The 12,520-nt window shown below is 71.0% G+C and carries 7 protein-coding genes; 6 read left to right on the forward strand and 1 reads right to left on the reverse strand.

Annotated elements, in window-relative coordinates; genetic code table 11:
- Positions 1-2: 2 nt before the first annotated feature.
- The 5 genes from Q0066_RS12935 to Q0066_RS12955 are packed head-to-tail and all read left to right on the forward strand — an operon-like array spanning position 3 to position 10,374.
- Entirely contained in the window at positions 3-3,620 is a 3,618-nt protein-coding gene (locus tag Q0066_RS12935) for a DUF4132 domain-containing protein (RefSeq protein ID WP_298133520.1), read from the forward strand.
- Positions 3,617-4,726: an AAA family ATPase gene (locus tag Q0066_RS12940; RefSeq protein ID WP_298133522.1), complete on the forward strand. Its 1,110-nt coding sequence runs from the start codon at positions 3,617-3,619 to the stop codon at positions 4,724-4,726. Before Q0066_RS12935 ends, Q0066_RS12940 begins: the two co-directional genes overlap by 4 nt.
- Positions 4,717-7,173, forward strand: a complete 2,457-nt coding sequence (locus tag Q0066_RS12945; RefSeq protein WP_298133524.1) for a DUF5682 family protein — start codon at positions 4,717-4,719, stop codon at positions 7,171-7,173. The genes Q0066_RS12940 and Q0066_RS12945 overlap by 10 nt, the downstream gene beginning before the upstream one ends.
- Entirely contained in the window at positions 7,170-8,288 is a 1,119-nt protein-coding gene (locus tag Q0066_RS12950) for a VWA domain-containing protein (RefSeq protein WP_298133526.1), read from the forward strand. Before Q0066_RS12945 ends, Q0066_RS12950 begins: the two co-directional genes overlap by 4 nt.
- 13 nt (positions 8,289-8,301) lie before the next feature.
- Positions 8,302-10,374 (forward strand): hypothetical protein, encoded by a 2,073-nt coding sequence (locus Q0066_RS12955; protein ID WP_298133528.1) that lies wholly within the window; start codon positions 8,302-8,304, stop codon positions 10,372-10,374.
- A 1-nt stretch (position 10,375) separates the two neighbouring features.
- On the opposite strand, the gene Q0066_RS12960 is transcribed toward Q0066_RS12955, so the two are convergent.
- Complete coding sequence (locus Q0066_RS12960; RefSeq protein ID WP_298133530.1) at positions 10,376-11,656, reverse strand: citrate synthase; 1,281 nt, start codon at positions 11,654-11,656, stop codon at positions 10,376-10,378.
- Positions 11,657-11,806: 150 nt separating this feature from the next.
- Between Q0066_RS12960 and Q0066_RS12965 the strand changes: the two genes are divergently transcribed.
- A complete protein-coding gene (locus Q0066_RS12965) occupies positions 11,807-12,352 on the forward strand; it encodes a YceI family protein (RefSeq protein ID WP_298133532.1) in 546 nt (181 codons plus the stop codon).
- The last annotated feature ends 168 nt before the right edge of the window (positions 12,353-12,520 follow it).

The following is a 12,520-nucleotide window of genomic DNA, read 5'->3' on the forward strand; positions in this document are numbered from 1 at the left end:
TGGTGTTCGAGCGTCTGAAATCCGCGTTGTCCGGTCAGCCGGCCGGTCCGCATCCGCAGCTGAAGGCGGCGCTGGCGCCGTTCAAGGCGGTCTCCGAGGAGCTGTTCGAGCGCGCCGTCCGGTATGTGCACGACGGCAGCGGGCCCGAGATCCTGCTCGAGGTGGACGCCGCGCACCAGGCCGATCTCGACCAGCTGATGGGCCGTCCGGGGCAGCTGGTCTCGTGGCGTCCCTGGGTCCCCGACCCGTTGAAGAAGCGACTGGCCCAGGTCGGTGTCGGCGGCGATCCGCGCAAAACCGTGCCGCACGCGCGCTCGCAGTTCTACCGCGAGGGTTCGATCACGCAGCCGGAGTTCCTTCGTTTCGGCTACCTGCTGGCCGCGCTCGGCACCGGACCGAACCGGCGGGTGGACGGCGTCCCGGCCTGGCTGACCGCGTTGCTCAACGACCTGGCCTCGGTGATCGGCCAGTCTGCGCTGCCGCACCTGCAGTGGCCGCCGGAACGGTTCGCCGACCTGTTGCGGCACGACGGCTGCCGCGAGCCCGAGATTCCGGCCACCGTCGTCCTCGCCTTGTGCCAGCAGGAGAAGGTGTGGGGCTCCAGCATGGTGCAGCCGCATGAACTGCCCGGCATCGACAACTACCTGCTGGGCTTCGGGCAGCTGATTGCGCCGGCGTCGGTGTCGAAGCTGACCGCCGACGGCCGGGCCGACTTCGCCCGCAGGCTGAAGGACAACCCGCAGCTGGCCGGCGTGCTGGCGCCGATCATCGCCCAGCTGGCTGCCGACCGCGCCAAGGGCGTCCGCACCGCCGCGATCGGCGTCCTGCCGATGCTGCCGGATCAGCGGCAGGCGGCCGTCCTGGCGCCCGTGTTGCTGACCGTGCCCGCCTCGGCGGCCGGTGAACTGGTCGAGTACCTGTCCCGCACCCCGGCGGGTGGCGCGCTGCTCGACCAGGCGGTCGCCGCCGGCGCCAAGTTGGGCGCGGCGGTGCAGAAGGCGAACGCCCGCCGCGACGCCCTGCAGTCCGCTGCGACGCAGGTGCAGCAGCTGGTGCTGCCCGACTTCACCCCGTTCCCCGACCAGTTCGACGAACAGCGAGCCTTCGACGAACTGCGCCACATGGTCGACGCCCAGATCGCCCGGCTGGAAGGCAAAGAACACGCCTGGAGCGTCAAGCGGCGCAAGCAGCTGCAGCAGATCTCGGATGCCGACCTGCGGCACATTGTCGAGGCGGCCGCCGGGCGAGGGAACCCGCCGCAGGTCCTCGGCCAGTTCAACCTGACGCTGATCAGCCAGTCCGTCCGCTCGTTCAACCCGGTGCAGTTGATGCGGCTGCACCGCCCCGACCGGAACTCCCGGCTGGGCTGGCTGATGCAGCCCCGCGCCGACACGATCACCGACCTGCGCCAGGTCGAGGACGCCGTCCGCCGCACCTGGAACACCCGCGAGACGCTTGAGCAGGTACCGCGGATCGCCCGGTCGTCCGACTGGTGGGTATCGATCGAACCCGAAGCCGCCTGGCCCTGGTTCGCTCAGCATCTCGACGTGCTGCAGGCCTGGCTGGCCGCGTCGGCCCAGGACGCCGGCGAAGCCCTGGCCATTCTGGACGCCTTTCCGTCGCTGCCGGCGAACCTGCTGCCCAGCATCGCCGCTGCGGCGGTCGGCGAATCGCGCAAGAACCGGCCACCGGCTCAGGCCTTGCTGGCCAAACACGGCCTGGCCCGCGAACTGGCCGAGCAGGGGCTGACCGACGGGCGGGGTGAGATCCGGGCCGCGTCGGCATCCTGGCTGGCCAAGGCCGCCGACCCGGCGGCGGTGTCAGCGCTGCGCGCCGCGCTGGCCAAGGAGAAGCGCGAGGTGCCCCGGGCGGCGATGCTGAACGCGCTGCGCGACCTGGACGACGACATCTCCGCCGACCTCGCCCCCGACAGGCTGCTTGCCGAGGCGAAGAAGGGGCTGCGGGCGAAGCTGCCGGCCACCCTGGACTGGTTCGATTTCGACCGGCTGCCGGCGCTGCGCTGGGCGGACGGGACAGAGGTCGATCCGGTGATTCCGACCTGGTGGGTGGTGCTGGCCAACAAGGTGAAGGATCCGGACGGCTCCGGCCTGCTCGACCTCTACCTGGGGCAGCTCGATCCGGCGTCCGGTGAGGCGCTGGGCCGGTTCGTGCTGGACAGCTGGATCGCCCAGGACACCCGGCACCCCACCGAGGAGGAGAGCCGCGCCCACGCCCAGACCGACGGGCAGCGCCGCTACGACTGGGCCCAGAAGAACCTGCAGCGGGTGCTGAACAACCCGAATCAGGCCCAGTACGCCGACTGGGTGCATCAGGCTGCCGCCGTGCCGCTGGAACAGCACATCCGTGACGCCTACGCGATGCATCAGGGCACCTATCTCGGCTCGGCGTCGGCGAACCGGGGCCTGCTGGCGCTGACCACGCGAGTGCCCGGCATCGAGTTGGCGAACGCCGTCCAGTCCTACATTCGCAACCACGGCGCCCGGCGGGCCCAGGTCGACTCGCTGATGTACCCGCTGTACGCCAACGGGCAGCCCGCCGCGGTGCAGCTGCTGTTATCGATCTCGCGACGGTTCAAACAGGCCAGCGTCCAAGCCACCGCGGCCAAACTGGTCGAAAGTCTCGCTGACAAGCTCGGTTGGACGGCCGACGAGCTCGCTGACCGGACCATCCCGACCGCCGGCTTCGACGCCGACGCTCTGCTGCGGCTCGACTACGGCAGCCGCCAGTTCGTCGGCCGGGCGACGCCGTCCGGGGCGATCGAGCTGAGCACCGCCGACGGCAAGACGATCAGATCGCTGCCGGCCGCCCGGGCCAGCGACGACGCCGACGAGGTCAAGGCGGCGAAGAAGCAGCTGACCGCGTCCCGCAAGGAGCTCAAGGCGGTGCTCACCCAGCAGACCGCACGGCTCTACGAGGCGATGTGCGCCCAACGCACCTGGACCGCCGCCGACTGGCGTGAGTTCCTGCTCGAGCATCCACTGGTCGGGCAACTGGTCAGCCGGCTGGTCTGGCTGGAGAACCCCGGACCCGGCCAGCGGGCCTTCCGGCCCACCGAGGACGGCAGCCTGATCGACGCCGACGACGAGACCATCGAACTTGAGCCGGACGCCACGGTCGGGCTGGCCCACCGGGTGTTGGTGAGCGACGACGTGGCCGCCAGCTGGAAGGCGCATCTCGCCGACTACGAGGTGACCCCGCTGTTCGCCCAGTTCGACAACGCTGTGCCCGACATCGACCGCAGTGCCAGCGAGACCTACGCGCTGCAGGGCCACCTGACCGACACGTTCAGCTTCCGCGGGGTGGCCACCAAACGCGGCTACCAGCGCGGCCCGGCCGAGGACGGCGCCTGGTTCTCCGAGTACACCAAGCAGTTCCCGGCCGCCGGGTTGACCGCCGTGCTGGAGTTCACCGGCAGCTACGTGCCGGAGGAGAATTTCGCCTGCGCCACCATGGGGCTGAACTTCCGTGGGGAACGGCGGCGCGCGGTGCGGCTGGCCGACGTGCCCGATGTGCTGCTCGCCGAGTGCTATGCCGACTACGCGGCGGTGGCGGCGCTGGGACCGTTCGATCCCGACTGGGGGAAGAAGACAGGGATATGACCGAACCGACCGCCGCGCCGGCCGCTGAACTGCGGCCCCCGGCTGAGACCCGCTACGCCGCCGAATTGGACGCCCTGGCCCGCGCCGACGCGGCCACCGGAGCGCCGATCCCGCCCGGCTGGCGGCTCAGCGCCCGGGCCGTCCGGGCGTTCGTGCTGGGTGAGCCGTCCTTGGGCGTCTCGCGGAAGTTCTACGGCGACGACCCGCTGGTCGACCGGGCCATCGTGTCTCTGCTCGGCCGGCAAGGACTGATGCTGGTCGGTGAGCCGGGCACCGCCAAGTCGATGCTGTCCGAACTGCTGGCCGCTGCCATCTCGGGCACCTCGAACCTGACCATTCAGGGTTCGGCCGGCACCACCGAGGACCACGTCCGGTACTCCTGGAACTACGCGCTGCTGATCGCCGAAGGGCCGACCCAGCGGGCGCTGGTGCCGTCGCCGGTCTACCAGGCGATGGCGCGCGGGGCGATCGCCCGCTTCGAAGAGATCACCCGCTGCCCGGCCGAGATCCAGGACACCCTGGTGTCGATCCTGAGCGAGAAGCAGATCATGATCCCCGAGTTCGGCGACGAGGCCCGGCTGGCCGCCCGTCCCGGGTTCAACGTGATCGCCACCGCCAACCTGCGCGACCGCGGCGTCCACGAGATGTCGTCGGCGCTGAAGCGGCGGTTCAACTTCGAGACCGTCCGGCCGATCAGCGACCGGGCGTTCGAGGCCGAACTGATCGGACGCGCCCTGGACGCGGAGCTGGGCCCGCGGCGTCCGGCGCTGACCCCGCCGGTGATGGAGGTGCTGGTCACCGCCTTCGCCGACCTGCGCACCGGACGCACCGACGCCGGTGCCCCGGTGAAGCGCCCGGACGCGGTGATGTCGACCGCCGAGGCGGTCAACGTGGCCATCGCCGCGTCGATGGCCGCCACCTATCTCGGCGACGGCACGGTGCGCTCCGGCGACATCGCCCGGCAGATCGTCGGCGTGGCGCAGAAGGGCGAAGAAGAGGACGCCCGGCTGGTCCGGCACTACGTCGACAACGTGGTCCGGCAGCGGGCCCGCGGCAACCCGCACTGGCGGGAGTTCTTCGACGCCGCCGAGGGGCTGTGGGGCTGACTGTGCCGCCGGTCGACCCCACCGACCCGCTGGTCGAGCTTGTCGAGACCCCTGCGCTGCCCGGACGGCTGCAATCTGCCCTGGCTGCGCACGCGCGCTGGGGCGACGCCGGAATCCACCTGGTCGGCGTCCGGCACCACTCGCCCGGCTGTGCGGCGGCGCTGGCCGCGCTACTGGAGGAGGTGCGTCCCTCGGTCGTGCTGATCGAAGGGCCGCGCGAGTACGGTGCGCTGTTGCCGGCGCTGGCCGATGAGCGCACCAAGCCGCCGGTGGCGATCCTGTCGGTCGGCGAGCGGGCCAGCGGCTTCTACCCGCTGGCCGACTTCTCTCCGGAGTGGGTGGCGCTGCGCTGGGGCATGGCCGGCGGCGCCACCGTGGACTTCATCGACGCCAGCTACGCCGACATCGCCGATCCCGGTGGCGTCGAGGTCCGCACCCTGCAGGCCGAACACCACCTGGCCCGCAGCGCGCTGATCGCCGCGGTCGGCGAGCGGCTCGGCTGCCGCGACCACGACGAAACCTGGGAGCACCTGTTCGAGGTGCGCTCCCCGGAGGCACTGGCCGACTGGCGCCGCTTCTTCGCCGACACCCTGGCCTGGGGTGCGATGGCCCGGCTGGACGCCGACCGCGAGCTGCTGGACGCCGACGGCACCCACGCCCGCGAAGCCGTGATGGCCGCGATCCTGGACCGGTACCGCGATACCTCCGGCGGCGTGGTGGTGGTCACCGGCGCCTTCCACACCCTGGCCATGCTCGACGTGCTGGAGAACGCCCCGGAGGCGGCCTGGGTGCGGGCCAAGGCGGGCGCCGCGCTCGATCCGAAGCGGGACGCCTGGCTGATCCGCTACGACTTCGACCGGCTGGACGGCCTCCGCGGCTACGGGGCCGGCATGCCGGCACCCGGGTTCTGGCAGCGTGCCTGGCAGGCCCGCAGCGACGGGGTCGACCCGCGCCGGTTCGCCACCGAGGTGGTGCTCGAGGTGGCTGCCCGGCTGCGAGCGGCGGGCGAGCCGGCCGGTTCGGCGACGGCGCTGGACGCCGTGGGACAGGCGCTGCGGCTGGCCGAGTTGCGCGGACGCGGTTGGCCGGGTCGCACCGACCTCACCGACGCCCTGTTGAGTTGCTTCGTCAAGGACGACCTCGGCCTTTCCGGCGCGATCGGCGACGCGCTGCGCGGCGTGTTCGGCGGTCCGACGCTGGGCCAGATCCCGGACGGCCTGGCGGCCCCGCCGCTGGTCGCCGAAGCCCGCCGCGAGGCGTCCCGGCTGCGTTTCGTCATCGACGACGCCACCCTGCGCCAGGTCAGCCTGGACACCCAGCGCAAACCGTCACACGTGAAACGGCGCGAGTTCCTGGCCCGGATGCGGTTCATCGGTTCGGGGTTCGCGCGGCAGCTGGGCGGCGCCGACCTGGTCCAGGGCACCGGTGCCGGACTGCTGTTCGAGGACTGGGAGTACGCCTGGACGCCGCTGGTCGAGGCGGCTCTGATCGCCGCCTCGGCGCGCGGTGCGACGATCGCCGAACTGGTCCGGGCAGGGGTGGCGGAACGGCTCGACGACGAACACCTCGGTGCCGGACGGGTGGCCCGGCTGATCACCGAACTGCTGGTGATGGGTGAACCCGACGCGCTGCGCCCCGCACTCGATGCGCTGCGCCGCTGCTACGACGACGAGGTGCACCTCGGCTCGGTGGTGGCCAGCCTGCATGCGCTGGTCAGCCTGTCGGCCGAGCAGGGTCGGCTGTCTCTGGGCGCGCGCGGCGACGCTGTCGCCGAGCTGATCGGCACCGGATTGGCCTGCGCCGCGCATCTGATCGCGCCGCTGTCCGGGCTGCGGCCCGAGGACCAGCCGGGCGCCTGTGACGACCTGATCGGGCTGCGTTCGCTGCTGCTGCGGTTGGTCGAGCTTGTCGAGACCCTCCCGGTTTCGACAAGCTCAACCAGCGGCCATGCGCTTCGCCGCGAGTTGCGGCTGCTGCGTCGCGACCCCCGCACCCCGGCCCGGCTGCACGGCTGCCTACTCGGACTCGGCTTCTCCGACGCCGAACTGGACGCCGACGAACTGGCCCGGGCGTCCGCCGCGCATCTGGCGCCCGGCGCCGACCCCGAGCGGGTGGCCGACTTCGTCCTCGGTCTGCTGCAGGCCGCCCCCGATCTGTTGTTGCACACCCCCGAACTGGTCGAGGCGCTGAACACCGCACTCGGGGCGATGGAGCCCGAGGCGTTCCTGACCGTGCTGCCCGATCTGCGTCGCGCCTTCACCTGGCTGAAGCCGACCGAGACCCACGCGCTGGCGGCGATGCTGGCCCGGCTGACCGGGGCCGCGGTGACCGAGCTGGACACGGTGCTCGAGGCCGATCCGCTGCTGGCCGAGCGGGCGGCGTCGGTGGAACGCGACCTGGTGGCCTCGCTGCGGCGCGACGGGCTGACCGCGTGGGTGGCGTCGTGACCGCAGAGCAGAGCCGGCGCTGGCGGCTGGTGCTGGGCCGCTACGCAGAATCCAACCTGCCCCGGGGTGGTGGCGACGCCGAACTCGACCAGGCACTCGGCTACCTGTACGACCGGGAATACACCGCCCGCGGACACCGGCACGCCAAGGGCGGCGGCGGCTCGCTCGACCCGTCGGCGGTGACGGCGATCAACTGGCTGGGCAAGTCCCGCGGGCTGTTCCCGGCATCCACCCTGGAGCGGCTGCAGGCCGATGCCGTCACCCGCTACGGTCTGGACGACCTGCTCGCCGACCCGGCCACCGTCGAGTCCCTGCAACCGAACAAGCAGCTGGCGTCCGCGCTGCTGCGGATCAAGGGCAAACTGAGCCCGGCCGCCGCCGACGGACTGCGTGCCCTGATCGCCCGGGTGGTCGCCGAGATCGTCGAACGGCTCAAACCCCGCTTCACCACGGCACTGACCGGCACCCGGGATCGCTCCCGGCGCACCCCGCACGCGTCGCTGGCCAATTTCGACTGGCGGCGGACGATCGCCGCCAACCTGGCCAACGTCGACCCGGCCACCGGTCGGATGATGATCGACGACATCCGGTTCGCTGCCCGGAAGCGGCGCAGCAACCTGCACTGGGACGTGATCGTGCTGGTCGATCAGTCCGGTTCGATGGCCGATTCGCTGCTGCATGCTGCAGTGTCGGCGTCGATCCTGTCCGGGCTGCCGGGGGTCGGCGTGCGGCTGATCCTGTTCGACACCAGCCTGGTCGACCTGTCGCACCTGGCCCATGACCCGGTCGAGGTGCTGCTCACCGCGCAGCTCGGCGGCGGCACGAACATCGCCCAGGCGATGCAGCACGCCGAAACCCTGGTCGGGCAGCCGTCCCGGACGGTGGTGGCGCTGATCAGCGACTTCGAGGAAGGCGGCTCGGTGTCGGCGCTGCTGGCCAGCGTGCGCCGGCTGGCTGCCGGCGGCGTCCGGCTGCTCGGGCTGGCGGCACTGTCCGACGAGGGCGAACCCTGGTACGACGCCACCACAGCCGGACGTCTCGTCGCCGCAGGGATGCCGGTGGCGGCGATGACCCCGGACCGGTTCGCCGAATGGCTGGCCGAGGTGATGGCATGACGGGACCGATCCGATGACGGGCCTGCCCGGCTGGCTCGCCGGCTACCGGCTGGACGACGCCGCGCTGGCGGTGCTGGCCAACCGCGGGCTGGTCCGTCGCGCGGCCAAGGAGGCGGCGCGGATCGAACTGGATACGGCCGCCGATACCGCCGTCGAGCTGCGCTATGTCGGGACGCCGCCGGCGCAGGTCCGCCTGCTGCCCGGTGGTCCACGGAATGCGACCTGCGGCTGCCCGGTGGCCGGGGTCTGTGTGCACATCGTGGCGGCCTGTGTCTGGGCCCGCGAGAGCTCGCCCGTCGGCGCCGTGGAGACCCAGCCACCGTCGGTCGAGCTTGTCGAGACCCCTGGTGCGCCTCCGGTCGACACCCAGCCACCGTCGGTCGAGCTTGTCGAGACCCCTCGCGAGGACGGTTTCGACAAGCTCAACCAGCCAGAGGTTGAAGCCCAGCTGCTCGCTCTCACCCCGGCCGCGGTGAATCGCTCAGCCGGTATCGCTGCCGTCCGCAAGGTTGCGGCCGGAGTCGAGCCGACTCCCACCACCATCAGCCTCCGCGGCGGCTCGCTGCACATCTCCTGGCCAGGGTCACCCGACATCGTCGCGGTACCGGACGGCGGGTTCACCGGCATGCTGGTGGCCGGCAGTCACAGCGATACCGCAGAGCGGGCCTGGCGGCTCGAGGCGCTGGTCCGGCTGTTCGCGGTCCACGATCGGCCCTGGACCTGGCCCGACAAGGTCGGCTCGCCGGATGTCGTCCACCCGGGGCAGCGCGAGGCGATGGCTCAGGCCAGGGAAACTATCGAGGCGCTGCTGCAAGCCGGTCTGAGCCGGGTCGGCGTGGACGGCGTCCAACGGCTCACCGCGGCGGCGCAGCGGGCCAGGCTGGAGGCGTTGCCGCTGCTGGCGACCCTGCTCACCCAGGCCACCGGACGCGCCAACGCCCTGGCCGGGCGCGCCGACGACACCTCCGAGCGGCAACTGCTGGACGCCCTCGCCCGGGCCTGGACGCTGGCCGTCGCTCTCCATGGTTCGGCACCGCCGCTGTCGGCGCCCCTGGTGGGCGGACGGGGTGCCGGCGAAGCCGCCGACACCGGGGTGTTGCTGCCGCTGGCGGTGCGTTGGTGGACGGCGCCGTCCGGTGCCCGCGGGTTGACCGTGACCCTGTGGGACACCGACCACCAGCGACTCGAGACGGCCACCGCCGGGCGGGCGGCCGGCTCCGACCCGTCATTCAACCGCTCCTGGGACGCCCCGCTGCTGTGGGGTATGTCGGCCCAGACGCTGGCCGGCGGCCTGTTCACCCTGCACGGCGCCGAACGCCGCGACGACGGCACGCTCAGCCCTACCACCCGGACCCGTGCCACCCCCGGTGATCGCTTCGCCGGCACCCCCGTCGATCTCGACCGGCTGGCCGAGGCGATCCGGGGTTCGGCCCGCGCAGCTGCCGCGACCGGTTTCCTGCCGCCGCCCGCCTCGCTGCGGCTGGTGCTGCCCCGACGGCTGCGCGGAGTGGGCGAACCCGAACTCGACGAGGTGAGCCAGGAACTGGTCTGGCCGCTCACCGACCGGGGCGGTACGCGCCAGCTCGCCCGAATGCCCGCCACCGGCTCGGAGCAGGACGTGATCGGCTGGCTGCTCCGCGACGGCAAGCAGATCGCCGCTGTCATGCTCGACGACAAGGATCGCCCGCTGTCGGTGTTCATCGTCGAGCAGGGACACCTGCGGCTGATCGCACCCTCGCTGACCCCGTCCGAGCGAGTGGTCCGGCGCGGCTGGCTGGTCCGGCGGCAGCCGAAGGATCAGCGGCCCCGTGCCCACACCGGCGAACAGCAACGCCCCGACGAGCCGCTGGTGCAACTGACCGAGGCGGTGCTCGACGTCTGCGAGGCACTCGCCGCCACCGGACGCCCCGCGCTCAGCAACCGGCAGCGGGACACCCTGCAGGATCGGGCCCGACAGGCGTCCAGTCTCGGCCTGAGTTCACTTGCCGCAGCGATCGAACCACTGCTGGCTGACCGGGTTGCCCCGTCCGCGGTGCTGCGGGCCACCCTGGTGGCGACTCGCATCCGGGCGCTGGCCGCCGACTGATTCAGCGCTGATCGACCGGCACGTACTCGCGCTCGACCTCGCCCACGTAGACCTGGCGCGGGCGTCCGATCCGGGTGGCCGGGTCGAGGGACTGCTCGCGCCAGTGCGCGATCCAGCCGGGCAGCCGTCCGAGGGTGAACAGCACGGTGAACATGTTCACCGGGAAACCCATCGCCTGGTAGATCAGGCCGGTGTAGAAGTCGACGTTCGGGTACAGCCTTCGTTCGATGAAGTAATCGTCGTGCAGCGCCGCGTCCTCCAGCGCCAGCGCCAGGTCGAGCAGCTCGTCCGAGCCGGGCTGCTCCCGCAGAATGGCGTCCGCGTGTTGCTTGACGATCTGGGCGCGCGGATCGAAATTCTTGTAGACCCGATGCCCGAAGCCCATCAGCTTCACTCCGGAGGTCTTGTCCTTCACCTTGCGGACGAAGCTCGCGGCGTCCTCGCCGGTGTCGCGCAGCTGCTGCAACATCTCGATGACGGCCTGGTTGGCGCCCCCGTGCAGCGGCCCGGAGAGCGCGTTGGCGCCGGCGGCGACCGACACGTACAGGTTGGCTCCGGACGAGCCCACCAGCCGCACCGTCGAGGTGGAGCAGTTCTGTTCGTGGTCGGCGTGCAGGATGAGCAGCGTGTCCAGCGCCCGGACGACGGTCTCGTCGAACTCGTAGGGCCTGGTCGGGCTGCCGAAGCTCATTCGCAGGAAGTTCTCGATGTAGCCCAGCGACTCGTCCGGGTACAAGGTGGGCAGGCCCAGCGAGTTCTTGTAGCCGTAGGCGGCCAGTGTCGGCACCTTCGCCATCAGCCGGTAGGCGTGCTGCTCGACGGTGCGCTCGGTGAGCGCCACCGGCGGCATCGCGAAGGTCGACAGGGCATTGAGGCCCGCGGTCAGCACCGGCATCGGATGCGAACGCCGGGGGAACAGCCGGAACATCTCCTTGAGCCGCTCGTCGAGCAGGTAGTGCCGGCTGATCGAGTTGCTGAACTCGGCCAGCTCGGACGCCGTGGGCAGTTCGCCGTAGAGCACCAGATACGACGTCTCCAGGAAGGTGGAGTGCTCGGCCAATTGTTCGATCGGATAGCCCCGGTAGCGCAGGATGCCGGCATCGCCGTCGATATAGGTGATCGCCGACCGGCACGACGCGGTGTTGCCGAACCCGTAGTCGAGGGCCACGTCACCGGTGCTCGCCAGCAACTTGGAGACGTCGTAGCCGTCGCTGCCGACGGTGGCCGGCACCCGGGGAAGCTCGCACGACTGCTCGTCGCGGACGTATCGGGCTGTGCTCATTCGCGATTCCTTCCGGGGTCAAGATCGGGAGGGGCCGAGGGGCTTGCGGCCACCCTACTCCCGCTTCATCCCGAGTTATTGACAGGTCAACGACCCGTGCCTATAGTGATGATTGTTTAGTTTTCAAACACACTCGAAAGAGGCGCTCATATGTCCGGAATCGCTGATCTCAAGGGAACCTACGTTCTCGACGCCAGCCACAGCCAGCTCGGCTTCGTGGCTCGGCACGCCATGGTCACGAAGGTTCGTGGCAGTTTCAATGAGGTTGCCGGCACCGCCACCCTCGACGGCGCCAACCCGTCGGCCTCGACGCTCAGCGTGACCATGCAGGCCGCGTCCGTCGACACCCGCAGCGAGGGGCGCGACGCGCACCTGCGTTCGGCCGACTTCTTCGACGCCGAGAAGTACCCCGAGATCACCTTCACCGGCACCGATTTCGCGGTCGACGGCGACGTCATCACCGTGACCGGCGACCTGACCATCAAGGGTGTCACCCACTCGGTGACGGTTCCGTTCGAGTTCCAGGGGGCCGCCACCGACCCGTTCGGCAATCAGCGGATCGGTTTCGAGGGCTCGGTCGTGGTCAACCGCAAGGACTGGAACCTGAACTGGAACGCCGCGCTCGAAGCGGGCGGCGTCCTGGTGAGCGAGAAGGTGACCCTCGAGCTCGAGGTGTCCGCCATCAAGCAGGCCTGATCCCGCTCCCGACACGGCGCCCCGGATCGGGGGACCGAGCGGCCCGTGGCGAGTGTGATCGTGGCGTAGTGGGGCGCCCGCGCGCCCCCCCCCCCCCCAAAGAATACACAAGAGCACACCCCACACCGGGAGCGGGGGTATAGGTTTTGAAGGGATGTTAGTGGAAAG

Source organism: Micropruina sp., from assembly GCF_027492755.1.
In the GTDB taxonomy this organism is placed as follows: Bacteria; Actinomycetota; Actinomycetes; order Propionibacteriales; family Propionibacteriaceae; genus Micropruina.

Coding starts and splice junctions, on each gene's coding strand:
- Q0066_RS12940 (WP_298133522.1), top strand. CDS start 3,617: ATGACCGAACCGACCGCCGCGCCGGCCGCTGAACTGCGGCCCCCGGCT.
- Q0066_RS12955 (WP_298133528.1), top strand. CDS start 8,302: ATGACGGGCCTGCCCGGCTGGCTCGCCGGCTACCGGCTGGACGACGCC.
- Q0066_RS12960 (WP_298133530.1), bottom strand. CDS start 11,656: ATGAGCACAGCCCGATACGTCCGCGACGAGCAGTCGTGCGAGCTTCCC.
- Q0066_RS12965 (WP_298133532.1), top strand. CDS start 11,807: ATGTCCGGAATCGCTGATCTCAAGGGAACCTACGTTCTCGACGCCAGC.